19 protein-coding genes, 1 tRNA gene and 1 riboswitch are annotated in these 24,518 nt (G+C 71.0%); of the genes, 11 read left to right on the forward strand and 9 right to left on the reverse strand.

The features are described 5' to 3' along the window. The first annotated feature begins 97 nt into the window (after window positions 1–97). Window positions 98–859, forward strand: coding sequence for an RNA ligase family protein (locus ACPPVO_RS59115; RefSeq protein ID WP_426508669.1), 762 nt, complete (start codon window positions 98–100; stop codon window positions 857–859). Further along, on the forward strand, window positions 856–1,752 hold the full coding sequence (locus tag ACPPVO_RS59120) for an AAA family ATPase (RefSeq protein ID WP_426508671.1): 897 nt from the start codon (window positions 856–858) through the stop codon (window positions 1,750–1,752). The genes ACPPVO_RS59115 and ACPPVO_RS59120 overlap by 4 nt, the downstream gene beginning before the upstream one ends. On the opposite strand, the gene ACPPVO_RS59125 is transcribed toward ACPPVO_RS59120, so the two are convergent. From ACPPVO_RS59125 to ACPPVO_RS59135, 3 genes are all read right to left on the reverse strand, one after another. Next, on the reverse strand, window positions 1,749–2,468 hold the full coding sequence (locus tag ACPPVO_RS59125; RefSeq protein ID WP_426508673.1) for a hypothetical protein: 720 nt from the start codon (window positions 2,466–2,468) through the stop codon (window positions 1,749–1,751). The two genes, ACPPVO_RS59120 and ACPPVO_RS59125, sit on opposite strands and share 4 nt — an antisense overlap. Window positions 2,469–2,535: 67 nt before the next feature. Next, a complete protein-coding gene (locus ACPPVO_RS59130) occupies window positions 2,536–2,808 on the reverse strand; it encodes a hypothetical protein (protein WP_426508675.1) in 273 nt (90 codons plus the stop codon). A gap of 43 nt (window positions 2,809–2,851) precedes the next feature. Continuing rightward, window positions 2,852–3,157, reverse strand: coding sequence for a hypothetical protein (locus ACPPVO_RS59135; RefSeq protein WP_426508676.1), 306 nt, complete (start codon window positions 3,155–3,157; stop codon window positions 2,852–2,854). Between the two features lie 174 nt (window positions 3,158–3,331). On the opposite strand from ACPPVO_RS59135, the gene ACPPVO_RS59140 reads away from it, so the two are divergent. Beyond that, on the forward strand, window positions 3,332–4,393 hold the full coding sequence (locus ACPPVO_RS59140) for an App1 family protein (protein ID WP_426514912.1): 1,062 nt from the start codon (window positions 3,332–3,334) through the stop codon (window positions 4,391–4,393). A gap of 12 nt (window positions 4,394–4,405) precedes the next feature. Here ACPPVO_RS59140 and ACPPVO_RS59145 read toward each other — a convergent pair whose 3' ends face one another. Next, a complete protein-coding gene (locus ACPPVO_RS59145) occupies window positions 4,406–4,906 on the reverse strand; it encodes a hypothetical protein (protein WP_426508677.1) in 501 nt (166 codons plus the stop codon). A 72-nt stretch (window positions 4,907–4,978) separates the two neighbouring features. Further along, window positions 4,979–6,001: a coiled-coil domain-containing protein gene (locus tag ACPPVO_RS59150; protein ID WP_360374944.1), complete on the reverse strand. Its 1,023-nt coding sequence runs from the start codon at window positions 5,999–6,001 to the stop codon at window positions 4,979–4,981. Between the two features lie 9 nt (window positions 6,002–6,010). Further along, window positions 6,011–6,157, reverse strand: a riboswitch (cyclic di-AMP (ydaO/yuaA leader). A gap of 247 nt (window positions 6,158–6,404) precedes the next feature. Between ACPPVO_RS59150 and ACPPVO_RS59155 the strand changes: the two genes are divergently transcribed. Next, window positions 6,405–7,514, forward strand: a complete 1,110-nt coding sequence (locus tag ACPPVO_RS59155) for a glycoside hydrolase family 19 protein (protein WP_426508678.1) — start codon at window positions 6,405–6,407, stop codon at window positions 7,512–7,514. Between the two features lie 123 nt (window positions 7,515–7,637). Further along, window positions 7,638–8,783, forward strand: a complete 1,146-nt coding sequence (locus tag ACPPVO_RS59160) for an epoxide hydrolase family protein (RefSeq protein ID WP_426508679.1) — start codon at window positions 7,638–7,640, stop codon at window positions 8,781–8,783. 57 nt (window positions 8,784–8,840) lie between these two features. Here the strand turns inward: ACPPVO_RS59160 and ACPPVO_RS59165 are convergent, their stop codons facing one another. Next, window positions 8,841–9,632, reverse strand: coding sequence for a hypothetical protein (locus ACPPVO_RS59165; protein WP_426508680.1), 792 nt, complete (start codon window positions 9,630–9,632; stop codon window positions 8,841–8,843). Window positions 9,633–9,772: 140 nt separating this feature from the next. On the opposite strand from ACPPVO_RS59165, the gene ACPPVO_RS59170 reads away from it, so the two are divergent. Next, a tRNA-Lys gene (locus ACPPVO_RS59170) sits at window positions 9,773–9,844 on the forward strand. Window positions 9,845–9,949: 105 nt separating this feature from the next. On the opposite strand, the gene fxsT is transcribed toward ACPPVO_RS59170, so the two are convergent. The 3 genes from fxsT to ACPPVO_RS59185 form a co-directional block, all read right to left on the reverse strand. After that, complete coding sequence (gene fxsT / locus ACPPVO_RS59175; RefSeq protein ID WP_426508681.1) at window positions 9,950–12,457, reverse strand: FxSxx-COOH system tetratricopeptide repeat protein; 2,508 nt, start codon at window positions 12,455–12,457, stop codon at window positions 9,950–9,952. 345 nt (window positions 12,458–12,802) lie between these two features. Then, window positions 12,803–14,938: an MBL fold metallo-hydrolase gene (locus ACPPVO_RS59180; RefSeq protein WP_426508682.1), complete on the reverse strand. Its 2,136-nt coding sequence runs from the start codon at window positions 14,936–14,938 to the stop codon at window positions 12,803–12,805. Beyond that, window positions 14,931–20,996 carry a hypothetical protein gene (locus ACPPVO_RS59185; RefSeq protein ID WP_426508683.1) on the reverse strand — a complete coding sequence of 2,022 codons (6,066 nt, stop codon included), beginning with the start codon at window positions 20,994–20,996 and terminating at the stop codon, window positions 14,931–14,933. The genes ACPPVO_RS59180 and ACPPVO_RS59185 overlap by 8 nt, the downstream gene beginning before the upstream one ends. Before the next feature lie 303 nt (window positions 20,997–21,299). On the opposite strand from ACPPVO_RS59185, the gene ACPPVO_RS59190 reads away from it, so the two are divergent. The 5 genes from ACPPVO_RS59190 to ACPPVO_RS59210 all read left to right on the forward strand — a co-directional run bounded on the left by ACPPVO_RS59190 (window position 21,300) and on the right by ACPPVO_RS59210 (window position 24,508). Further along, on the forward strand, window positions 21,300–22,235 hold the full coding sequence (locus tag ACPPVO_RS59190; RefSeq protein ID WP_426508685.1) for a septum formation family protein: 936 nt from the start codon (window positions 21,300–21,302) through the stop codon (window positions 22,233–22,235). A gap of 64 nt (window positions 22,236–22,299) precedes the next feature. Continuing rightward, the gene (locus ACPPVO_RS59195) at window positions 22,300–22,971 is read left to right on the forward strand and encodes a hypothetical protein (protein WP_426508687.1); all 672 of its coding nucleotides are present in this window, start codon (window positions 22,300–22,302) and stop codon (window positions 22,969–22,971) included. A gap of 93 nt (window positions 22,972–23,064) precedes the next feature. Then, on the forward strand, window positions 23,065–23,559 hold the full coding sequence (locus ACPPVO_RS59200) for a hypothetical protein (RefSeq protein ID WP_426508688.1): 495 nt from the start codon (window positions 23,065–23,067) through the stop codon (window positions 23,557–23,559). Further along, window positions 23,559–23,786: a helix-turn-helix transcriptional regulator gene (locus ACPPVO_RS59205; RefSeq protein WP_360394006.1), complete on the forward strand. Its 228-nt coding sequence runs from the start codon at window positions 23,559–23,561 to the stop codon at window positions 23,784–23,786. The genes ACPPVO_RS59200 and ACPPVO_RS59205 overlap by 1 nt, the downstream gene beginning before the upstream one ends. 41 nt (window positions 23,787–23,827) lie before the next feature. Continuing rightward, window positions 23,828–24,508 carry a DUF4386 domain-containing protein gene (locus tag ACPPVO_RS59210; RefSeq protein WP_426508690.1) on the forward strand — a complete coding sequence of 227 codons (681 nt, stop codon included), beginning with the start codon at window positions 23,828–23,830 and terminating at the stop codon, window positions 24,506–24,508. Window positions 24,509–24,518: the final 10 nt, after the last annotated feature.

Genomic DNA, 24,518 nt, shown 5'->3' on the forward strand with positions numbered 1-24,518 from the left:
TTTCGGGCGGGCCCGCCGCGCGGAAGCCGTAGGACCCTTTCCCTCACCCGCGTAAAACCGATGTCGGGCAACATCCGCGGTCCGGTACAACGGGAAGATGCTGCGCAAGTACCCCCGGACGCCCCACCTGCAGGGATCGCGGCTGCAGCCGGGGGACCACGACCTCGCCCAGGTGCCGTTCGCCGAGCTGGCCGGCCGGCCGCTGGTGGTGGAGGAGAAGCTCGACGGGGCCAACGCCGCGATCAGCTTCGATGCCGACGGCACGCTGCGGCTGCAGTCGCGCGGTCACTATCTGTCGGGCGGGCCGCGCGAGAAGCAGTTCGCCCCGTTCAAGGCGTGGGCGGCCGGACGGCAATACCAGCTGTGGCCCGTGCTGCGCGAACGTTTCATCTTGTACGGCGAGTGGCTGTACGCCAAGCACACCGTCTTCTACGACGCGTTGCCGCATCATTTCTGCGAGTTCGACGTCTACGACCGTCAATCCGAAACATTTCTCTCCACGCCCTGCCGCCGGGAGCTGCTCGCCGGGCTCGGCATCGCCTCCGTGCCGGTGCTGGGCGAGGGCGAGTACGCCGACCTCGCCACGCTGACCAAGCTCGCCGGCCCGTCGACGTGCCGGACGCCCGGCTGGCGGGGCGCGCTGCGCGAGGCGGCGCTGGCCGGGGGCGCCGACCCCGACCAGGTCGTGCGCGAGACCGACATGTCCGAGGAGATGGAGGGGCTGTACCTCAAGCTCGAGGACGCGGGCACGGTACTGGGCCGCTACAAATGGGTGCGGCCGAGCTTCCACACCGCGATCCTCGACTCGGGCAGCCACTGGCAGGACCGCCCGATCGTGGCCAACCGGGTCCGCGCGTGAACCCGGTCGCGGAGGCGCTGGACGGCCTCGCCGCGTGGCGGGCGCGGCCGCCGGAGGAGCGCGAACGGGTGCGGGCGGCGGCGCTCCTGCTCGACGCGGGCGAGCTCGGGGCGCGGCGCATCCTGTGGGCGCGCGGCGTGCCGATCGCCTGGCGGGAGCATGTCGCCGCGTTGGTACGCCACCAGCGGCTCCCCTTCGGCGCGCTCGAGCGCCCCGATCTCGACCGCGTCGCCTTCCGGGTCAGCCTGCTCGCCCGCAACGACGACCTGGCGCTGCTGGCGGCCGCGGCGTCCGGCGGCGACGCCGAGCGGCTCGCGGAAGTCGCGCTCTTCATGCAGTACACCCGGGAAATCGGCTGTTTCGACCGGCCCCGCGCATTCCCCTCGGACCATGCCCGGTTCGAATATTTCCGGACCCCGGGCCGCGATCCGGGCTATGCCGCCTTCGACGGCACGCGGTTCACGGTGACCGTGATGTCGGGTCTGCCCGGCGCGGGCAAGGACCACTGGATCGCGGCCAACCGGCCCGGCGTGCCCGTGATCAGCCTCGACGACCTGCGCGACGAGCTCGGCGTGCGCCCGACCGGCGACCAGGGCCCGGTGATCGCCGCCGCCTACGCGCGCGCCCGCGAGCATCTGCGCGCGGGCACGGCGTACGTCTGGAACGCCACGAACCTCACCCGCGCCCTGCGCTCGCGGAGCATCGGGCTGGCCGCCGACTACGGCGCGCGGGTCGAGGTCGTCAGCGTCGAGGCGCCGCCCGACGTGGTGCACCGGCGCAACCGCGCGCGGGCCCGGACGGTGCCGCCCGCGGTGATCGACCGGATGGCCGGGCGCTGGGAGCCGCCCGACCCGACCGAGGCGCACGCGGTGCGCTGGATCAGCAACGTCTAGCGCGCGGTGATGCGCTGCCGCTGCATCGCCAGGGCCTGCAGGGCCGACGAGCGGATCAGCAGGAGCGGGTTGAGCGGCTCGTTGGCGGCGATCGCGCGGGCGTACGGGCGGTTGTTCGTCGACCAGCCGTCGTGGATGTCGTACTCGACCGAAAGCTCCCGGTTGCTCGACATCTGGTAGTCCAGCAGTACGCCGGGGCCGAGCGAGCGGGTGGCGATCTCGCCGGCCGTGTGCGGGATCGGCGAGAAGAAGAACGCGACCTTGGGCACCGGCTGGAACAGGTCGACGTCGATCAGGTCGAAGACCCCCATCGGCTGGTACATCCCGTGCGAGTCGTGGAGGCACAGCCCGGCGCCGAGCTCGGTGCGGCCGGTGTTGTCGATCTCCATGTGGCCGGCCGGGCCGCCGGGCGTCACGATGCCGGCGCCGTCGTTGCCCGCGACGGTCAGCACGCTGCCCAGCGGGGCCGGGTAGTTGTGCGTGGCGACGACCTTGGTGCTCGGGGCGTGGGCCGTCTGGCGGGTGGTGTACATCGAGTACGTCTCCCGCCACGTGATCTCGAGGTGCCGCTCGAGATAGTGGGCGGAGAGCCAGATCGTCGGAGCACCGCTCGCCGAGGTGGCGATCGCGTGGAGGCCGAAGAGCGCGAAGTGGTGGTCGCGCAGCTGGTCGACCGTGGCGTCGTTCATGTCGATCTTGAGTTTGTGCTGCTCCACTGCAGGCCTCCTGGGTTTGCGGGCTCTGGAGACAGTGTGGGGCGGACAGGTTGCATGATCGGGGCAATCAGTGAAAATCGCTCACGATCGCCTCGGCGGCCTGGCGCAGCTCGCGCTGGTCGGGCAGCCAGGCGCCGGCGATGTCCGGATGCAGACTCGCGCGGGCGACCTCGAGGAGCCGTTGGCTCACCTCGTCCACGGACTCGCCGTGGTAGTCGTCCTTGACGACCTCGGCGGCGCGCTGCAGCGCCGAGGTCAGCTGGGCCTCGAGCGGCTCCTGGAGCCGCTGGACGGCGGGGTCGGCGCCGTCCGGGTCAATGGTGACGTGCAGTTCCTGCATGGCCGTGGTAATGCCCGACGGCCGCGCCTTTTATTCAGGCTTTTCAGGCGGCCATCGGACGGATGACCGCGCCCGGGCGGCGCATCGAGCGAATGGCCCGCAGCGTCTTGGAGCCCTCGACCGGGTAGGTCGCGCGGATCTGGGCCAGCGCCCACGCCATGCGGGCGACGGCGGTCTCCGGGTGGTCGCCGAACTCGCTCGCGACCCGGGCCGCGCAGCCCTGCACGCCCATGCGCCGCAGGGTCGCCGCGACCGCGGTGCGGATCTCGCCGCGCGCCGGGGCCTGCGAGCCCTGCAGATCCGAGGCGAACAGCGCCTCGGCCCGAACGGCCTCGAAAGTGGTAGCCATCTCGCACCTCCTGTGCGCCTCGTACCTTCATGTTTCCTCGATGACATTCACGTTAGAAGTGCCCCGCCGGTTCGGGCTCACGGTTTCATGCCACCGTCGTCTGTTGGTCACGTTGAGTTGATCGGCTAGCAGGGTGCACCGGTGGCAGGGCTGTGGCAGGGTGGGGCGGTGTCCCTGACCTCGAGCTCTCCGAGCAGCGCGCCTCTGCCGCTGCACCGGGCGGCGCGCATCGAGGACGCCTTCCACGCCGTGCTGGAGCGGCGGCTGCGCCGGCGGGGCTGGAGCGTCGCGGTCACCGCCTACACCGGCTACGGCTCCGCCGCGACCGAGACCAGGCCCGGCTGGGTCCGGGTGCTCGGCCGGGTGCTGCTGGCCCGCATCGACCCGAAGCCCGGCAAGCGCCTCAAGAAGCTGCGCGGCTGGCGCTCGTTCACCGCGGTGTCGGTCAGCAACGCGCTCGTGCGGATCCAGGCCGGCGGGCAGACCTGCGAGGTGCGCTGCGACCGCGGCGGGTTCGTGGACTTCGTGGTCGAGGCCGACCTGGCCCCCGGCTGGGCCACGGTGACGCTGCAGTGCGAGGACAGCGACCCCGTCGAGGCGCCGGTCCGGATCATCGACCCGGCCGCCACCCGCCTCGGCATCGTCTCCGACGTGGACGACACGGTAATGGTCACGACGCTGCCGCGGCCGCTGCTGGCGGCGTGGAACACCTTCGTGCTGGATGAGCACGCCCGGGCATCGGTACCAGGGATGGCGGTGCTGTACGAGCGGCTGGTCAACGCCAACCCGGGCGCGCCCGTCTTCTACCTGTCCACCGGCGCCTGGAACGTGGCGGCGACCCTCACGCGGTTCCTGTCGCGGCACCTGTACCCGGCCGGCCCGCTGCTGCTCACCGACTGGGGGCCACAGGCGGACCGGTTCTTCCGCAGCGGCCAGGCGCACAAGCGGGCCTCGCTGTCCCGGCTCGCCCAGGAGTTCCCGGACATCCGCTGGCTGCTCGTCGGCGACGACGGCCAGCACGACCCGGAGATCTACGCCGAGTTCGCCGCGGAGCACCCGGACAGCATCGCGGCGGTCGCGATCCGGCACCTCTCGCCCACGCAGGCGGTGCTGGCCGGCGCGGTCCCGGGCGTGGCCGGCAACCCGCGGCGGTTCCCGCCCGACGACTGGCGCTGGCTCGGCGCCCCGGACGGTGCCGGCCTGTGGCGCCTGCTGCGCGACACGGAACTCCTGTAGCTCCTCCAGGGGCTAGCCCTTGCGGCTCGCGCTCGAGCTCATCGGGGCGCCGACCTTCTCGATCAGCTCGTGCAGGACCTGCTCGGACCGGTCGTGCGGGACCTGGCAGGTGCCGGCGGCGAGGTGGCCGCCGCCGCCGTACTGCAGCATGACCGAGCCGATGTCCGTCGGCGAGCTGCGGTCGAGGATCGACCTGCCGACCGCGAACACCGTGTTGAGCTTCTGCTTTCCCCAGATCACCCGGGCCGCCGACGGGGCCTCCGCGTCGATGACGTGGTTGCTCGCCAGCCCGCCGGTGCGCAGCGTCTCCGAGTGGTGGTGGTCGAAGACCAGGTGGGCGCCGGGGGCGTACGGCAGGTTGGTGAGGATGTCCGTCGGGCCCACGTCGACCGCACCGTCCTGCACGTCCTTGGGGTGCACGAACGTGATGTCGCCGATGAGGTCCAGGTGGCGCAGCAGGACCGCGCAGACCAGTCGGTCGAAGTCGCTGCGGGTCACGAGACGGTACTTCACTGCAATCCCCTTGCCACGGAAAACGGCCGGTCGACGGTTGCCCCATCGGCCGGCCGCTCGCGTCTTTGAGGATTACAGGATCGAGAGGTGCACGTGGTTCGTGTGGTCGCTGGAGGGATCGCCGGCGACGCCGCTGTAATGGTGCCAGCCGACGGCGGGCGTCCAGATCTCCTTGAACCAGATCACGTACATCACGCCGAGCGCATTCGCGTTCTTGACGAAGTACGCGGCCAGCGTGCTGCCGTAGACGAAGTCGTCACCGGAGGCCACGCCGCCGAATCCCGATTTCGTCTGTACCGAGAAGTCGCAGGCCCGGCCCTTGGGGTGCTCGTACGGCCCGCTCGGGCGGAAGCACGCCACGAACCGCTTGAAGTTGTCCTTCTGCGCCTCCTGCATCGCGTGCAGCATGCGCGGGGTGATGCAGCCCGTCGTCGTGGGGTCCTTGACGCTGCACGACTCCTTCGGCAGCGCGCCGGTGGACGTGCGGGGCACCGGGTCGGCGGTCGGCAGGTTGGCGGTGACGAAGCCCTTGCTCGGGCCGCCGGCCAGCTTCAGGGCGTTCTCCGCGTCCTTCTTCTTCTGCTCCATCGTCTGGACCTGCTGCTGCTGCGCGGCGACCTCGTCCTCGAGCGCCTTCTTCTGCGCGGCCTGGCTGTCCTTGAGCTGCTTGAGCTGGTGCAGCAGGTTGTCGTTGTGGTGGGCGATCTGGTTGATGGTGCCGGCCCGTTCGGCGAAGCCGTCCGGACTGCCGGAGTCCATCAGCGCGGCGAACGTGGTGAGCGGGCCGGTGCGGTAGGCCGCGACGGCGATCGAGGCCACCTGGTCCTGCACCGTCGCGAGCTGGGCCTCGGTCGCCTGCAGCTGCGCGGTGAGCTCGCCCTGGCGCTTGACCGAGGCGTCGAACTTCTCTTTCGCCTCGGACCAGGCCCGGGTGCTGTCCTCGAGTACGGAGCCCAGGGTGGGGTTCGCGCTGGAGCCCTCGTCGCCGGTGTCGCCGCCGGGCTCGGCCGCGGCGGGCGTGGCGGCGAGCCCCCCGAGCACGAATGCCGCCAGCAGCGCGACCATCAGGCGCCGGTAGGGATGTCGCAATGACATCTTGTTCGTTGTTCCTTCCGTCGGCCGCCGACCGAGTTAGCTGACGGGTTCGGGACGGAACGACCCCTACCACCCTTCGGGAGAAGGGCGGATTCACCCCAACGTTACGGTGGGTCCCCGGCTCGCCACAGTGCGGCGATTAGGCGGCAGCCTCGCCCGGCACCGGGGGCGGTGCCCTCGTGGACGTGACCGTGGGTCACTGTACCCAGGGCGCCGAATTCGCGCACCGGACGGTTTGTCCTCTTCCAGTTGAAGACACGCCGCAGTGACGTAGATCACCGCCGGGCCGCATGTCTCAAGACAACCGTAAATATTCTTCATAAAAAGATGACGTTCGCTCCTTCACGCCCCTCCGCCTGGTCGGATGGGCAGGTCAGACGACCTGGGTAAGGAGTGATCAACGGTGTCGAGAGTGCGCCTGTGGGCGATGCTGGCCGCGGTGACCGTCGTGGGCGGGGTGGTCGCGGTCTTCAACATGCTCCCCGCGTCGGCCGCGTCCTGCAGCCCCGCCTGGCAGGCCTCGGCGGTCTACACCGGGGGCGCGACGGTCTCCCGCAACGGCCACAACTTCCTCGCCAAGTGGTGGACGCAGAACGAGGCGCCCCCCGGTACGACCGGCGTCTGGCAGGACCAGGGCTCGTGCGGCGGCTCGACCCCGCAGCCCCCGACCCAGACCGGCACCGCGGGCGGCTGCAGCTTCCCGGCGTGGGTGCAGGGCCGCAACTACGCGACCGGGGACATCGTGAAGTTCACGGACGGTAACTTCTACGTCGCCGAACATGACAACCCGGGCTACAGCCCGGTGATCAGCACCTGGTACTGGGACCCGTACGCGTGCACCGGCACTGGTGGTGGAACTGGTGGCGGGACGACTCCTCCCCCCTCGAACGGCTCCTTCGTCGTGAGCGAGGCCCAGTTCAACCAGATGTTCCCGGGCCGGAACTCCTTCTACACGTACTCGGGCCTGGTGGCGGCGCTGTCGGCGTACCCCGGCTTCGCGAAGACCGGCTCGGACGACGTGCGCAAGCAGGAGGCGGCCGCGTTCCTGGCGAACGTGAACCACGAGACGGGCGGCCTGGTGTACGTGGTGGAGCAGAACACCGCGAACTACCCGCACTACTGCGACACGAGCCAGTCCTACGGCTGCCCGGCCGGCCAGTCGGCGTACTACGGCCGCGGCCCGATCCAGCTGTCGTGGAACTTCAACTACAAGGCCGCGGGCGACGCGCTGGGCATCGACCTGCTGCACAACCCGAACCTCGTGCAGACCGATTCGGCCGTGGCCTGGAAGACCGCCCTCTGGTACTGGAACACTCAGAGCGGCCCGGGCACCATGACCCCGCACAACGCCATCGTCAACGGCGCCGGCTTCGGCGAGACGATCCGGAGCATCAACGGCAGCCTGGAGTGCGGGGGCCGCAACCCGGCCCAGGTGCAGAGCCGCGTGTCGGCGTACCAGCGCTTCGTGTCGATCCTGGGCACGGGCGTGGGGGCCGGCTCCCTGTCCTGCTGATTCATTGCTTCCTTCCGAACCTGGCGGCGGCCCTCCCTGGGGTGTGGGGGGCCGCCGCCAGGTCTTTCAGCCCTCCTTCATTTGAGGACCGAAGTTGTCCGCAGTGGTCGTCAGTCTGGAGCCATGACAGCGATCACCGAGTTCCGTATCGACATTCCCCAGGCCGACCTCGACGATCTGCGCGGGCGTCTCACCCGCACGCGGTGGGGCGGGCAACTGCCGGGCCCGGCGTGGGAGCGCGGCGTGCCGGTCGGCTATCTGAAGGACCTGGCCGAGCACTGGGCCACCAAGTACGACTGGCGCGCGCACGAGGCCGAGCTCAACGCCCACCCGCAGTACGTCACCGAGATCGACGGGCAGCGGCTGCACTTCGTACACGCGAAATCCGCCGAACCCGGCGCGCTGCCGCTGCTGCTGACGCACGGATGGCCGGGCTCCATCGTCGAGTTCCTCGACGTCATCGGCCCGCTGACCGATCCCCGGGCCCACGGCGGCGATCCGACCGATGCGTTCGACGTGGTGATCCCGTCGCTGCCCGGATTCGGGTTCTCCGGGCCGCTGTCCGGGCCGGGCTGGGACAGCAGGCGGATCGCGACCGCGTTCGCCGAGCTGATGCGCCGTCTCGGCTACGAGCGGTACGGCGCGCAGGGTGGCGACTTCGGCGCGTTCGTGGCCCCGGACCTCGGCCGGGTCGATCCGCAGCACGTGGTCGGCGTACACGTCAACGCCGCCACGGTCGGCTTCATCCCGTTCGGGGAGATCAGCGAGGACGAGCAGGCCGCGCTCACCGAGGCGGAACGGGCGCGCCTGACGCGGATGAAGGCGTTCCTGAGCGAGGGCAACGGATACTTCCAGATCCAGGCCACCCGTCCGCAGACCCTCGCCCACGCGCTGCTCGACTCGCCGGCCGGGCAGTTGGCCTGGATCGTCGAAAAGTTCAAGGAATGGACCCACGGCGACCTGCCCGAGCAGTCGGTCGACCGGGACCGGATGCTCACCAACGTCATGCTGTACTGGCTGACCGGCACCGCCGGCTCCGCCGCGAACCTCTACTACGAAAGCATGCACACCCGTAACTGGCCCACGCGCAGCGAAATCCCCACCGGCGTCGCCGTGTTCGCCGAAGACATCGCCATTCGGCAGTACGCCGAGCGTGGCAACGCCATCGTGCACTGGTCGGAGTTCGACCGGGGCGGGCACTTCGCCGCCATGGAGGCACCCGACCTGCTCGTGCCGGACGTGCGCACCTTCTTCCGCCGCTTCCGCTGACCCGAAGGTACGTGCGGACGCGCCCCACGGCCGTCCGCACGCACCTGCTCCGGGCGGTCAGGTGCGGCGCTCCGGCTCCTGCTCCTCCACGACCGCCGGCACGCGGGACGGCAGCGTGATGACCTGGGCCAGGACCGCGAGCGCCGGGAACGCCAGCGCGAGGACCGTGTTACCGGCGATCAGCGCGGCCGACGGATGCGTCCAGTCCTGAGCGCTGCCCGATGCGCCGCCGGCGCCGTAGAGCGCCAGCACCACGCAGGCGACGTACGCGTAGGCGGTGGACGTCACGAGCGTCCCCCACCGTCGCCGGAGCCGGGGCGAGGCGCCCACCAGGAGAACGGCGGCGAGCATCACCCACCGGTAGCCCGCCGCGACCGCCACCAGCCACCCCGGCACACTCGACGTCCGGCGAAGATCGTCGAGGTACTCGATAGCCGTCGCGCCGACGTGGTAGCTGACGATGAGCGCGATGACGTACGTGGTCACGACGTAGAACCGGGTCATCCGGCCCGAGGTCGTGTCCCCGGCGTCGATGAGCCAGCAGATGCCCGCGAAGATGCCCAGCGCGCCGAGCCCGAGCAGGCCGCTCGCGTACAGCGTCTCGGTCCAGGCCCGCCCGCACACCCGCTCGCCGGCGATGACCCCGAAGAGGAACGCGTCGAACGCGAGGACGAGAAACGAGCTGCCGAACGTCACCAGCGCGTTCGTGCGCCGCACCTGATCGCCGGCCCCGGACAGCAGGACCACGATGCCGGCGAACACCAGCCCGGCCAGCACCCCGGCAAACGCCGAGTGCACCGGCGCGGAGACGATCGGGCTCCACTCCAGCTCGGCACATTCCCCGTCCATGCCAGCAGTGTGACGCCCGTCAGCAAACCGCGACGCTCCGTCACGACCGACCGGTGGAGGTCGACCGTAAGCTGCAGAAACACGGCCGGCCGGAAAGTCGTTGCGGCCAGCAGCGGACCGCCCGGTACCCTGTAGGGCGCGGGCTGCTAGCTCAATGGCAGAGCAGTGGACTTTTAATCCATTGGTTCAGGGTTCGAGTCCCTGGCGGCCCACGTTTGGCCAGCTCAGCAGTTTCTCCACAGAGGTCGGCCGTGGCCCGGGTGGTTCATCCGCTACGGGCGGCTATTTGGCTTCCTTGGTCCCGTGCCCGCCGGATGTCACCGTAGGCGCTCGAGTTCAGCCCGAGTAGCGCATGTGTCGGGGTGGACGGGACCCAAGACGCGCTCCCGATCACGGTGCACGTCAACGAGGTCGGCGATGCCCTGCTCCAGCTGCCCAGCGCGGTGCCGCCAGCAGCCGAGCTCGTGATGAGTGAGCAGAGTGTCCGGGTCGTCGGGACCGAGCACCCGCCGACGGTCGGCCAGGACTGCCTCCAGCTGGGTGACTGCGGCTGCCGGTCCTTCGGCATGCCCGGTCCAGTAGGCCAGAGCGTGTCGAGTGGTAAGCGTCGCCGGATTGTCCTCGCCCATAACGCGTTGGCGATCTGCCAGCACCTCGCGCAACTCGGCTACCGCGGCGATTGGGTCGCCGGCCCTACCACGCCAGTAGGCGAGACTGTGCCGCGTCGATAGCGTCTCGGGGTGCTCCGCACCCAGGCTGCGCGTCCGATCGTGCAGTACGGTCGTGAAGCCTTCGACAGCGCCCTCGAAGTCGCCGGAGCAGCCGCGCCAGTACGCAATCTCGTGTCGAGTGTTCACCGTTTTGGGATGCTCGGGACCGAGGATACGTGTGCGGTCGGCGAGTAACTCGATGTTGTCGGCAAGGGCGCCTGCAACATCACCATTCCGGCCCCGCCAGTATGCAAGGCTGCTACGAGTTTGGAGCGTTTCTTCATGTTCGTCGCCGATCACCCGGATGCGGTTGGGCAAGACGGCGCTCAAGCTCCGGACCGCCCGAGCGGTGTCACCGGATCGGCCGTACCAGTAACCGAGTTCGTGTTGCGTAGACAAAATGTCAGCTTCCCTGTCCGGCCCCAGCACCCGCTGCTGGTCAACGAGTAACGACGTCAAGGCGGAAATGGCGCCCGTGATGTCGCCGGTGTCACCGAGCCAGTACGCCGCCCAATAGCGCGCGTACAACGTGTCACGATGATCGGTGCCGATTCTGGCGGACGCCATGGCCACCAGATCGTCGAAGTAAGAGGCTGCGGCGGAGACCTGTCCAGTGAAACCGAGGCTGCTTCCCGCCTTGAACAAGACCTCACCGCGGTTGTCTTGGCCCTTCCATAGAGTGTCGCCGGCGAGTTGTCGCAGCGAGGCGACGCTAGCCCGCAGGATCTGGACTTCGGCGTCTCGCTCAGTCTCCGGCCACACACTCAACAACGCTTGGGTCAGCGCGATAACTGCCGCATCGACGGCTTCCGGTGGAGTTGCCTCGCGTGTGGCCCGCTGCACCAGCGCGTGAACCCGGGCGACGCCGGCGGGCTCGTCCACGGTGGCGAGGCTCAGCCGGCGAAGGTTGTGCAGGGCGTCGAAGACGTCCTCGGCGTCGAAATCCACGCCGGTCTGCCGTGAGACGTGGAGCGTGACGACCCGAGCTGCCAGAACGTTGAGAGGAACTCCGTTCGGGTCTAGAAGTGCCATCAACTCGAGCACCGCTTTTGCCAGCCCGATCGGCCGGAGTTCGTTCGCGAGTTCAATCGATAGTTGCCACGCGGCTGCCACCGCGTGCTGGTGGCCGTCAGGCAGCGCGTCTGGCGTCAGATCCGCGAGCGAGCGCCGTCTAGCCAGACGTGCCCGGTACCGTGCGCACGTCAGCCCACGATCGGCGATGTATGCGGCCGCCTGGGCCAGAGCAAGCGGGAGGTGGCCCAGGTCGGCGGCGAGAGCAGCGGCTTCGGCGCTGCTCTCGCCCTCGCCGAACTGCTCACAGAGGTACCGGACGGCCTCCGCGTCGTCGAAGGCGCCGACGTCCACAACGTTGTGCCCGGCGAGCATTGCATGATCGCGACGACGGGAAGTGACGATGGTACGGCCACTCTCGGCCACCGGCGGCCAGAGGCCAGCGAGATCGGCCGGGTCCGTGACATCGTCGAGGACGACTATCCAGCGGCGACGGTGGGGCTGCCCCAACCAGGCTACGAAATTTGCGGCAGCCAGGTCCGGATCGATCTCGCCCACCTCGACCGTATGCGCGGCTCGCGCATACGTCGTGATGATCCCGTCTCGAGATGCTGCCGGAACCCATACCAGCAGATCGACAGCATTTTCGTTCTTCAATCGGTTAACCAGAGCCGCGGCGATCTGGGTCTTGCCGACGCCGCCCATGCCCACGATGACGGTGGCAGCCTGACCGACCGTTGCCGTGGCTAGTTGATCGTCGACGGCTCGGGGTTGCCGACCTGTCACCATGGTCGGCGCGACACCGACGCAAAGCGCTGGTTTCCTGTCGGCGGCAGGGCTCGGCGGACGGTCGGCCGGATGCCCGCGACGGTGCTTGTGCCGGTCATCCCACGCCTCCTGGCGGCGCTCGAGCCACCACCGGCTGCCGCGTGGTGCGTACGAAGCTGTTCGCCGGGCAGCTCGTGCCTCAAGGTAATCAGCGAGGAACCGCACCACTGCTTCGTCGCTCGGAATCGAGACGCCGCGAAACCAGTCACTCAGTGACGTTTCCGCAAATGCCAAACGTGGTTCTTGGCGGGCTCCCTGCCGCACCAGTTCGGCCAATGTGGGGCTTCCCGCTGCCTCATGTAGTTGGCGGAGCCCTGCGGCGAATGTGCCGGCAGGACCGGACGATGCGGCCACGAAATCACCGCCCCCTCGGCGGTCCGGGGCGTATCCGGACCACGGAATACGAATCTCGGATGTCGGACTGGGGTTTTCCGGAGGTTACCTACGCCAGCCATCGCCGGGGAATCGGCCGGACTTGCACAAAGGACCACACCAACGGCCTACTCAGTCCAGGAGATGTCAGATGTTGACCTTCACCGTCCCGATCGAGAGCCGAACCAGACATCGGGATCAGTCTATGCCAACGCTCTACTGCTACGCCGACGATACTGAAATGCCGGGCTAATCAGACCCGCCGGCGCGCCAGACGGTGGTCGCCGGGGTGGTGGGCTGGCCACGACGGGCCAAGCGCTCCTCCAGGGCCTGCTGCCCCCGCCGGGTACCGTGGACCAGCATCACGGTGTCAGGTGTGATGTCGCGGATCACCTCGACCAGTTCGTCCTCCGAGGCGTGCGCGCCCAGCTGGCAGTCCAGGACCCGAGCCCGCAGCGGCACCGGGTCGTGGGCACCGTAGCCCGTTGGCAGGTCGGCTTTCGCGGCTCCGGAGAGCGCCGCCTCGCGAAGGTTTGCGCCGGCGGACGCGCGGGACTGGTAGCCGACCAGCATGAGGGCCGACGCCGGATCCGGCAGGACCGCGCGTGCCCAACGGACCGCGGGGCCGCCGTCCAGCATGCCCGACGTGGCGATGACGACGCCGGTGCGGTGCTGGCGGATGTACTGGTCGGACTTGCCGCGCGGTACGGGGAGTACCGAGCGGCCGAAGATGCGCAGCGGCGAGCCCGATGGACCCAGGTGCTGCTCGTACACCTCCGTCACGTCGCGGGCCAGACCATCGACCAGGACGTCGACGCCCGGCATCTCGGTGGCGAAGAGCATGGCCAGCTCCTGGGCGCGCCCGAAAGCAAACGCGGGCACCAGCAGGCGGCCACCGGCGGCCACCACGCCGGTGGTGGCCTCGATGATCTCCTCGACGGCGACGGACCTCGGGCGGCGGCGACCCTGGCCGGCGTAGGTCGACTCGAGCAGCAGCAGGTCGGCTCGCTTGGCGCCGGCGGGCAGCTCGATGCCGCCGACGGTGTACTGGGCGGTCTTCGACACGTCACCGGAGACGACCACGCGGCGCCGACCGGCGTGGACGACCACGCCGGAGGCGCCGAGGATGTGGCCGGCGGGGAAGAGCTCGACCGTCAGGTCGCCGATCGTGCGCGTGGTGCCGGGCTCCACCGCCGTCAGGGCCTCCAGGGCGGCGGTGACATCAGACGGGTCGAAGTGCCTCTCGGCCGGGTCGCCGTCGGTGTCGCGGGCCTGGAGGCGCAGCGCGTCGGCCCACATCACGCCGAGCAGGTCGATGGTGGCGCTGGTGGCGTAGACGGGGGTGTGGGGTTGGCGGCGCAGGACGGTCGGCACCCAGCCGGCGTGGTCGTTGTGCGCATGCGTGACGACGACGGCGTCGAGCCGGCGGCGTAGCGCGCGGTCGATGCGCGGTGGCGCGCACTCCTCGGCGGTCCGGCCGCCAGGGCGTAGGCCTGCGTCTACCAGGATGCGGGTGTCGCCGGCGGTGACGAGGACGCAGGAGCCGCCGATCTCGGCGCCGCCGCCGAGCATCTCGACCCGCAGGGTGCGCTCGAGGCCGATGAGCATCTCGGGTGGCCTCGGTCGGGCCAGACGCTCCAGCAGTGCGGGTAGCCAGGCGGTGGCGTCGGGGACCCCGGCCTGCCGGGCGGCGGTCGCCAGGGCCTCGGGCGAGAGTACGCCGGTGCGCGGCTGCGGCTCGCCGGCCTGGATGCCGCGGGTGTCGTCGGTGCCGCGGGCCGGCGCGACCAGGCGCAGCAGGCGGTCGGCGAGCAGCGGCGCCTTGTCCGCTTCGGCGCGGGAGCGCTCCAGCTGCGCGCGGCCGGCGACGAGCTGGCCGTGCAGGGCGGTGACCTCGTCGGTGAGCTCGGCCAGGCGCTGCCGGGCCTCGGTGAGCTCGGCCTCGGCGGTCGCGAGCCGGCCGCGGGCCCGGTCCCGCTCCTGCCGCAGCTGCGCGACCTTGCGCTCCTCCCGGCCCCGCCGAACCTGCTCGCGCTCCACCCCGCGGCGCTCGGCGTCGTGGGCGTCGAGCCGCTCGCGCAGCCAGGCGACGCCGGCGTGTGCCTGCTCGGGATCGGGGGCCAGCATCAGCCGGGCGATCGGGGCCGACGCGAGCGCCGCGCCATCGTCTCGGCCGGCGATGGCGGTCGCCGTGACCGAGCGCAGCGTCCGTCCGCCGGCCAGCAGATCGAGCATCAGGTCGATGCCGGCGCGGGTGGCCAGTACCCGCTCCGCCGGGCCGAGCGCGGGACGGCGCCGGCGGACGAGGTCGGCCACGGTGGTGAGTACAGCGCCGATCGCCGGGTCGGCCCGCGGGTCGGTCGGCGGGCCGGCCTCGTCACCCATCGACCGCTCCGGCGCGGCGCATCGCGTCCAGATGCACCGGGTCGGGCTGGATGCCGTTGCCGTCGATGTCGAACAGGCCGAGCACGCACAGCGCGTCGAAGAGCGCCTCCGGGCCGGCGAAGCCGACGAGCGCGTCGGTGGGCAGTTGCTCGCCGAGCATCTCGATCAGCGCAACCTGGTCCTGGATCCCGACGGGGCCGATCGCGGTGGCGGCGGCAAGGGCCGCGACGAGCGCGCCGACGACCGGGTTCTGCCGGTCCTCGAGGCCGACGTCCGCCAGCAGGCCGGCCGAGCCCCGCTCCGCCCACCACGCGTCGAACCAGGCGAGCAGCTGCTCCGCGGTGAGGTTCCCGTCGGAACGGGACTTCTCGGTGATCCGGGCAAGCAGCGACGGCCACCCGCCGGTCTTGAGGTCCAGGCTGCGCTGCCCTGCGGTGTCGTGGAACGGCAGATTCTCCTCCTCGCACCACAGCCGCAGGCCGTCGCGGCCGAGCCGGCTCAGGGCCATGCGGTGCTCGATGCCGATCCAGGCCGGCGCGCCGGCCGCCGACGCGAGGATGACCACGCGGGCGGCCGGGTCGAGTTCGCGGTAGAGGTCGGCCAGCTCCTGCGGGGCGGAGGCGGTCGCGTCGACGACGACCAGCGAGCGCGGGTGCATGCTCACCTGATGGCGTACCTGATCCAGGCCACCCTTCGAGACCCGACGGACCTCGTCGACGGAGAGCATCCCGCGCAGCGCGTCCAGGGCCCGTGCGACGAAGTGGATGCCGTGCGCCTTTGTGCCCACGATGATCAGCGGGACGCTCATCTTGGCGATCCGGTCGACCTGCAGCTCGGTCAGCGGCGAGCGCCAGTGCAGGTCGTTGCCGATGTCGCGGCGGAAGTGCAGCCGGCGCGAGACGCTTGGCACCTCGAGCTGCTCGGGCGCCGAGAAGAGCTTCTGGAGCACGCTCTCGTGGTCGCCGAGCAGGCGCAGCACGGTCGGCGTCCGGATCCGGTAGCGGTTGCCGTCGCGGGCCAGCACTCCCAGGTCGACGCACTCGTCGACGAGGCTCACCACCTGGTCGCTGGGGCTGTCCCGGAAGCCCTCGGGCCAGTACATGCGGCACCGCTGGGCGATCTCCTCGACGGAGAGGCCGGACGGGCCGGACTCCTCCTCGTAGGCGGCCAGCGCCAGCACCAGCGCGATGACCCGGTAGCGGTGGTCGAGGTCGAGCGTCAGGTTGTACTTCTGCACCAGCTGTCCGCGCAGGCCGGCGTTGTGGATGACCGCCGTGACGTCGTCGTCGGTGATCACGCCGGGCGGCTCGCCCTCGCCGACCACCCGGCTGAACGCCTGCGTCACCAGGGCCTGGCCGAGGATCTGCAGCAGCGCCGGGATGTTGTTCGTGTACGCCATGATGTGCGCCGGCGCGGTCTGCGGGTTGGCGAAGCGCAGGCCCAGCGTCTCCAGCGGCTGGATGATCATGTCGTAGGCCTGCTGCGGCCCGAGCGGTCCGATCAGGATCGGCTGCCCGAAGTGGGAGAGCGGTTGGTTCGGTACCGCACTGAACCGCGCCGTGCGATGGAGCCCGGCCAGCACGATCTTCACCCGCCCGGCGCTGCCCGGGTCCTGCATGATCCGCCGGAACCAGTCGATCTCGACGAACTGCTGCCGGGCGTCGGCCTCGAGGAACGCGTCGGCCTCGTCGAGCAACACCAGCAGCGTCCGGGTCGAGTCCCGGCGCAGCCAGGCACGGATGCCGTCGTACACCCCGCGAGCCATGTCCTGCTGCGCCGGCGTGTCCGGCAGAACGCCGTGCTCGGCGAGCTTGTGCCAGAGCTCCGGCCACAGCTTGGCCGCCTGCCCGTCGCTGCCGATCGAGAAGATGCTGAGGTAGGCCGCCACGCTGCTGCGGTTGCGCCGGACGAACTCCCGCTGCGCCGCCCGTAGCAGGGCAGACTTGCCGAGCTGCCGGCCGCCGTAAACGATCGAGGAGCCGTCCATGGCCTGGACCTCGCGCAGCTCACGGCTGCGGCCGAAGAACATCTCCTCGGCGGCGTCGCCGGCCTTGTCCTGGTACGGGTTGGCGGCGCTGAACGGCACCGTGATGTCGGCGAACGGGCCGCGCAGAGCCTCTGGCTGCAGTACCAGATAGGCGAGCACCGCCGCGTCGATGAGCAGCACCGACGGCCGGGGACGGCCGCGGGTCGCCTCCATGAGGGAGCGCCGCTCCGCAGCCCGCAGCGGTGCGCCGAGCCACACTACGAGGACCGTGTGCTCCTCGCTCTGATCCCGCAGCGACTCGATGAGGCGGGTGACCGACTGCGCCGAGTGGACGATGAGCACCCGCAGCGTCGAGCCGTCCGGGCTCATCCGCGAGCCGAGCGCCGGGTTGGCCGCTCGCCCGGCCGTGCTGACGTCGTCGAGGACCCACCAGCGGCGCTCCTTGGTTTCCACGGAGTCCGGCGTGGCGCTCTTGAAGTCGATGCCGGCCTGGCTGAGCACCTCGGCGAGGGCGCGCTGGGTGTCCAGGCCATGCGCACGCAGCCGACGGGCCGAGAGCCCCTGCCACGACTCCACCGACCGGGCCCCGGCGCGGCGGCGGCGCTCGTCGACGCCCTTCACCGACAGCTCCGTCGCCTGGTGCAGCGCGTCCAAGGCGGCGTCGACCGTGTCGGTCTTGAGCCCCTCGAGCAGCGAGCCCATGAGGTCGGGCCAGGTGGCGAAGAGCTCAGGCACTGCCGGGAAGAAGCGGCTGAGGTGGCGGGCGGAGCGGTCCGGCGAGGGCAGGTCCCGGCCGGCGCGGATCTGCTCCAGGTACTCCTCGGCGCCCGCGATCTCGCCCTGCCGGGCCATCGCCTTGAGCCGCTCCTGGTGCGCGGCGACCTTCTGGTGGTCGAACGCCTCACGGTCGATGTCGGCAAGCGTGCGGTCGATGACGGCGGCCCGGGTCTCGATCAGCACGTTGTCCAGCAGGGCGATCTCGTCCTCGATGCGCCGGTAGTCGCGCCGTCCGTGGGTCTCGAGCCTCTCCACGTCCAGCGCGTAGAACGACCACTGCCGCTCGTCGAGCACGCCGGCCATGCGCATCTGCTCGACCTTTAGCTTGATTCCCTCGATCGCCGGGCGGATCCGGGCGCCGCACTCCGCGTCGTCGGCCGCCCAGCGCACCGCTAGCTCCTCCGCCAGCTGCGCGTCGACCGCCCGCGCCTCGTCGATGAGTCGCTGGGTGATGTCGTGGTCGCCCAGGTTGGCCCGGTGGGTGTAGAGCTGGTCGAGCTCCGCCCGGGGCAGCCCGGCGACCGCGACGATCTCGTCGAGCAGCGCCGCGGTGAGCCCGGACTCGGGACGTAGCCGGTTCGGGTCGAGGAAGAGGCTGGTGGCGGCGAGTTCGCCGCTGACGACGAAGGCGGCCGACAGCTCGGCGCCGGGCGGCTCCGGTGCGGCCTGGCCGGTGCAGCGATCGTAGATGCGCTCGATCAGCTCGCCCACCGCCCCCAAAGCGGCGACCACCTCCTGGCGTCCCCGGGCGAGCTCCTCGCCGCGCAGAGCGGCGATGTCGCGCCGGACGTCCTCCCGGGAGGCCAGCACCGCCCGGCGGATCCGGTCGACGCGTTCGGCCGACGGGTCCGCATGCTGCTCCCGCAACTGCCGGATCCGCTCGACGGTGGCGACCCACTCCGAGGCGACGCGCAGCGCCTCGCGGTACTGCGCTCGCAGCTTCTGCCGCGCGCCCGCCTCGATCCTCGACTGCCGCCGGCCCCGCTGCCGGGCGTACTGGTTGTCGATCTGCCGGTCCTCCTGGCCCTGCGCGTGCAGGATCTGCTCGCGCACGTCGGCCAGGCAAGCCGCGTCGTTGCGGGTGACGATCCGCAACAGAGTGCCGAGCAGACCCCGCTCGCCCATCCAGGCCATGTACACCCCGGTCGCCGGCGCGTATTTGATGCTCCGCGACCGCGCGATGTCGATCAAATGGGCGGCCTGCTCGGCGTAGCGCCGGGCGTGGTTCTCCAGGTCGAGGGCGGCCGCAACGGTCGCGCCCGGCTCCTGGGCAACGACGATGCCGCTGCGGGTCGCCTCGGAGAGCGCCCGGCCGAGCGCGGCCAGGCCGGCGTGATCCTCGATGGCGGGTTGAAGGTCGTCGAGGACGATCGCGAGCTGCGGCACGTGCGCGACCGCCGCCGCGGTCGCTGCGGCTCCCCAGCCCAACAGCTGCCCGGCCCGGTCGTCGGCGAGCCGGGTCCGCGACAGGCGCTCCGCGCTCGCGGTCAGGGCGGCGGCGAGCGACCCGGCCGAACCGCGCATGCTCGTCGCGTAGGCCATGGCCTGGCGCGCTGCGACAACCGCGGACGGCTGCCCGGCCGCCTCGGCGATACAGGCCGCCAGCCCGAACCGCCGGTCCTCGATCAGCGCGGCCTGGAGGCCGACAACGGTCACCGGGTCGGCGTCGCGACCGGCGTGCGGAGCGTCGGTGCCGACCGGCCCCCGAACGGGTGCGGGGGCGGGCTCCGCCTCCGGACGCGGCACCGGCGGCGAAGCGTCCGCACGGGGTTGTGATTGCCGCGGCGGTACTGCCGCCACCGGCGCCGGCGGTTGGCTGACTGCGAGCAGCCGGTCCATGTTCCCGCCGAGCAACTCGTCCAGCTCGGCGTCGAGCGCATCGGCCGACCCCTCGGCCGCGGGCACCGGCTCCGCCTCGGCGACGGCCGGATGCCGGCTCTCGGCCGCGGGCGGCGACGCCTCCACCAGCTCCGGCCCGCGTTCGCCCGGCTCGGTGGCGCGGGCGGGCAGGACCAGCGACCCCGGCCGGATCAGCTCCTTGAAAGCCAGCGTCCGCAGCGGCTCCGGCAGCGCCTCGTCGAGGCGCAGCCGGTCGGCGTGATCGCGGGCGTCGTCGGGCGAGCCCTCGGCGGCCACCAGGAACTCGTAGAAGGAGCGCAGATCGCGTAGGTCCGCGGCGTCGTTCGGGGCCGTCTCGGCGCGGGCCGCCATCACCCGCAGTTGCTCCAACGGCTCGTCGGAGCCCGCCGGGCCGGTGAGGGCGGCCAGCCGTCGCAGCCAACCATGGCTTTGCGCCCACTCGACCGCGCTCGCGGCGGCTCGGATCGCATCGAGCTCGGATGCCACTTCCTGGCCGACGCGCCGGGCGAACCGGCCGGCCGCCCCGCGCACCTCGGGTCCGAGCGCGGCGAGGGTCGCCAGGTCCTCGCCGGCCGGTAGCCGACCGGCCTCAAGCGAGGCGCCAACCCGCTCGGCCGCGCGCCGACCGAGGTCCCACCGCGCCTCTACCCGTCGCAGCTCGGCCGCTCCATCGAAGGCCGCTCCATCGAAGGCCGCTCCATCGAAGGCCGCTCCATCGAAGGCCGCTCCATCGATGGCCGCGGCATCGAGGCCCGGGGAGTCGAAGGCTGCGGGCGCAGGCTCCGCCAGGGCGCCGTCGTCCACGCCTCCGCGGGCCGGGTCGACGACGTCGGCGATGTCGACGGCGTACCGCTCGGGCAGCGCCGGGTGCCGCTCGCGCAGCGCCTGGTAGACCACCGCGAGGTCGGGGTCCTGCTTGGCGAGGAAGCCGAGCGCGGCCGCCGCGGCGGAGCTGCGGTAGGCGATGGCGACCGCGCATCCGACGGAGCGCAGGCTCGCCGGGACCTGCTGGATGCCCCGGAACGTCTGCTCGTCGAAGGCGTAGGCGACCTTGGCGTCGGGCTCCTCGACGAGCACCCGCCAGTCGTCGGCCCCGATTGCGAGCCGCCGGAACACCTCGACGACCGGAAACAGCAGCGCCCGCAGTGCGTGCGAGGAGGCGGTGGCCTTGTCGTGGCGCAGCCGGACCAGCAGTTGCCCTGCCATGCCGGCGTTGACCCGGCCCGAGAGGTTGAGGTTGATGACGTGCAGCACGACCCGGGACACCTCCGGGCCGATCCGCTTGAGCAGCATCAGCACGTCGTCGTTGGACACGTGCTCGAGCAGCCGCTGGGCGATGGCGTGCGGGTCGACGACCGCCAGGACGTCGCCGGCGCTCGGCCAGCCCTCGGGCGTGGGCGCCTGCTGCTCGTCGTCGAACTGGATCCGTGTCACGCCGCGCCGCCCGCCCACCTGCAACCTCCGGAGTTGGTCGAACTCCGGTTCTACCGCACCACACCCGGCGCATGGAGCGCCCGCGCGGCCGACTACAGGCAACGATCGGCTTCACCGCAACGCCGACCGGCCCGCGGTTTCCGGGCACCGAGCGAGTACGGCTTGCCCCGGCCCTGCGGTACGGGCCGAGTGCCGAGGAGCCGGGATCACAAAGTCAGCCGTATAGCCGTTGACAACGCGGGACGTGGCGGAGACAGTCGTGATCTCCACTGTCCGGTGGGGTTCACGGGGGAACGAGTGGCGATGATGATGCCTGCCCGGACGGCGATCACGGCCGTGCTTGTCGGGGCTCTTCTCGGGTTGTCCGGCTGCGGTCTGCGCGTCGCCGGCACCGACGGCGACCTGGTCGACGACTGGAAGCCGATGGCGGCGGCGAAGTTCGATCTGCCGACGGTCGGGATGTGCCTGGACAGCCCGTCGAAGGCGCCGTTCGATCCGGCCTTCGTGCGGTCCACGCCGATCGAGTGCGAGCGCGGGCACACGCTGGAGGTCGTGCTCGTCGGCACGATCGAGGGCAAGGCCGCGCAGGCGCCCGAGCCGCCCGCTCCGGGGAGCGAGGGGTACCAGGCCGCGTATGCGGCGTGTGGCCAGGCGGCCGGCGGCTATGTCGGCGGTGACTGGTACACCGGAATGCTCGGTATCAGTGTGCAGATGCCGACGCGGGCTCCGTGGGGCGGCGGCCTGCGCTCCTACGTCTGCTCGGTCTACGCGTTGAGCAGCGCTTACGGCGTGATGTCCTTCACCTCCGGGTCGCTCAAGGGTGCGCTGGCCGGGGACGCGCCCAAAGCGCTGCGTTGCCTGGACGTCGTCGGCAACAAGGCGGCCAACGGCTGGTGGGACGCGATCTCGGCGCTGACCCCGATCGACTGCGCGCAGCCGCACGAGGCCGAGTTCGTCGGCGCGGTCCAGATCGGCACCGGGGCCGGCGGCGCGCTGCCCGCCAAGGACGTGCTGAAGAAGTGGACGACCGACATCTGCTGGCCCGTGGTGGCCACGTTCATGGGGCTCAGCCGCGCCCAGTTCGACAACCGCGAAGACATCGGGCTCACCTGGGAAGGCATGAGCAAGTACCAGTGGGATGCCGGCGAGCGCCACCAGCGCTGCTTCGTTCTGTTCAGCCCCGGCAAGAAGGTCCACGCCTCGATCAAGGGACTGGGCACGAAACCCCTGCCGGTCTGACCAATCGTAATCGTCTACTGTGGACTGTCCAGTGCGGACTTCACGGACCATAGGATGCCGCGCTGTGAACTTCTACGCCACCGTCTTCCTGCCGCCGACGCCCCCGGCCGACGTCGCGGCCGCCCTCGCCGCGGCGCTCGCGCCGTACGACCGCGACGACTACACCCACGGCCCGTACGACCCGTCGGCCACCTGGGACCGCTGGGAGCCGGCCCGTGACTCCGTCGCATTCCCGCTGCTGCCACGCGGCCTCGACCGCCTGCGGCCCGGCCGGCGACGGGTCGCCTTCGCGGCGCCCAAGGCCGCGATCGACTTCGCGGCGGTGCGGGACAGCTCGGTGCGGCGCGCGGCCGGCGAGTTCGACGCGTGGGCCGAGCTGACCGCCGCCCATCCCGGCACCCGGCCCTTGTCGGACTTCGACGACCAGGGCCCCTGGCTGGCCCAGCCGGCGATCCAGGCGGTCGCCATCGCCGCGGCGACCCAGCGCCACCGCTACTTCACGTTCCAGTTCCTGCTCGCCGACCCGGTCGCCACCCTCGCCGGCAGCCGTGACGCCTACCTGGCCCGCGCCGCCGCCCAGGCCATGTCCACCTACGTGTACATCACGCTAACCGGCGACTGGCTCAGCGAGGAGACCGGCGACCGCGGCGCCGACGAGCACGCTCTGGCGCTGAGCTCGTACGTCGACTCGGTCGCTCCCGAGACGATCCTGGCCCGGGTGCGCTGTCATTCCTGACGCCGCGAGCTGGGAATGTCAAAGATACTTGACTTCGCGACCGGTACCGCCGTACGGTCGTCATGTACAAGATGTTTGACATTGGAGGGGCTCATGGCCGCCGTTTCGCCGTTGTCCGATGACGAGCCGGTCCGGATGACGGTCAACGAGCGCACCGTCTGGGCCTCGCTCGCCACCGTCGTCGTGTCGTCCGGCGCCTACGGCGCGCTGATGGTGCCACGGCTCCTGCACCAGCCGGTCGCGGAGATCTCGTGGGTGGTTCCGATGCTGTGGACCCTGGGCCTGTCCATCGTCGGCTCGATCGTGCTCAGCATCGTGTTCACCATCGTCGCCGAGGCCACCCGGGGCGGCGGATCGGTGCCGGCCTGCGGCGGGACGGTGACCTCCGACGTGCGGGATCAGGAGATCGGCCGGCGCGGCTGGCGGGCCTCGATGATCGTGATCAGCGTGGGGTTCGGCGGCGCTCTCGTGCTGGCGATGCTCGACGCCCACAGCTTCTGGATCGGCAACCTGCTGTTCGTGTTCGGCACGATCGGCGCGGTGGTGGAGGCGATCACAAAGCTCCGGCTGTACCAGCGGGGCTTCTGATGAGCCCGAAGCCCACCCGGGTCACCAACCAGATCCGCACGCTGCGCTCGCAGGCCGACGGCATGACGCAGGCCGACCTGGCCAACCGCCTCGGCGTGACCCGCCAGACGGTGATCGCGATCGAGCAGGGGCGTTACTCGCCCTCGCTGGAGCTGGCGTTCCAGATCGCCCGGATCTTCGACCGGCCGCTCGACGCGGTTTTCCAGTACGACGCGCCGCCCGGCTGACGCGGCGGTGCGACCACCACCCGTTCACCGGAGGCAGTCGCATGACCGACGTCAAGCACACGGCCCGGATCACCGGCCTGGCCTATCTGGGCCTCGCCGTCTCCGGCATTCTCGGATTCCTCGTCGTCCGTAGCCAGCTCTACGTGCCGGGCGATGCCACGCGTACGGCGGCGAACCTGGTCGCGCACGAAGGGCTCGCCCGGTTCGGTATCGTCGCCGACGCCGTGACGGTGCTCACCCAGGCCGTCACCGCCGTCTGGTTCTGGCGGCTGTTCCGCCCGGTCCACCCGGTCGCCGCTGGCTCGATCGCCGCGTTCGGACTGGTGAACTCCGTGACGATCCTGGTCGGCACCATGTTCTCGGCCACCGCGCTCGACGTGGCCGTGCGCGCCGCGCCGGCGTCGGCGGACCAGGCGCTGCTGCTCTACGACCTCAACGCCGCCGGGACCAGCCTCGGCGGGCTGTTCTTCGGCCTCTGGCTGGTGCCGATGGGCTGGCTCGCGGGCCGCTCCGGTTACATGCCCCGGCCGCTCGGCTGGCTGCTCGTCGGCGGCGGAGTCGGCTACGTCCTGAGCGTCGTGGTCTCCTTCCTCGCCCCGGACAGCTCCGGCCTCGCCTACGCCCTCACCGTGCCGGCCACCGTCGGCGAGCTGTGGATGGTCGGCCACCTGCTCGTGACGGGCGTGACGGTGAGGGCGGGCCTGAAGACGGCAACCGGCTGAGTCACCACCG

The organism is Dactylosporangium sp. McL0621 (assembly GCF_049995355.1).
GTDB lineage: Bacteria > Actinomycetota > Actinomycetes > Mycobacteriales > Micromonosporaceae > Dactylosporangium.

Excerpts from the sequence above, each read along its gene's own strand:
- ACPPVO_RS59115 (WP_426508669.1), top strand. The coding sequence starts at position 98 with ATGCTGCGCAAGTACCCCCGGACGCCCCACCTGCAGGGATCGCGGCTG.
- ACPPVO_RS59130 (WP_426508675.1), bottom strand. The coding sequence starts at position 2,808 with ATGCAGGAACTGCACGTCACCATTGACCCGGACGGCGCCGACCCCGCC.
- ACPPVO_RS59135 (WP_426508676.1), bottom strand. The coding sequence starts at position 3,157 with ATGGCTACCACTTTCGAGGCCGTTCGGGCCGAGGCGCTGTTCGCCTCG.
- ACPPVO_RS59150 (WP_360374944.1), bottom strand. The coding sequence starts at position 6,001 with ATGTCATTGCGACATCCCTACCGGCGCCTGATGGTCGCGCTGCTGGCG.
- ACPPVO_RS59160 (WP_426508679.1), top strand. The coding sequence starts at position 7,638 with ATGACAGCGATCACCGAGTTCCGTATCGACATTCCCCAGGCCGACCTC.
- ACPPVO_RS59165 (WP_426508680.1), bottom strand. The coding sequence starts at position 9,632 with ATGGACGGGGAATGTGCCGAGCTGGAGTGGAGCCCGATCGTCTCCGCG.
- ACPPVO_RS59180 (WP_426508682.1), bottom strand. The coding sequence starts at position 14,938 with ATGGGTGACGAGGCCGGCCCGCCGACCGACCCGCGGGCCGACCCGGCG.
- ACPPVO_RS59190 (WP_426508685.1), top strand. The coding sequence starts at position 21,300 with ATGATGATGCCTGCCCGGACGGCGATCACGGCCGTGCTTGTCGGGGCT.
- ACPPVO_RS59200 (WP_426508688.1), top strand. The coding sequence starts at position 23,065 with ATGGCCGCCGTTTCGCCGTTGTCCGATGACGAGCCGGTCCGGATGACG.
- ACPPVO_RS59205 (WP_360394006.1), top strand. The coding sequence starts at position 23,559 with ATGAGCCCGAAGCCCACCCGGGTCACCAACCAGATCCGCACGCTGCGC.
- ACPPVO_RS59210 (WP_426508690.1), top strand. The coding sequence starts at position 23,828 with ATGACCGACGTCAAGCACACGGCCCGGATCACCGGCCTGGCCTATCTG.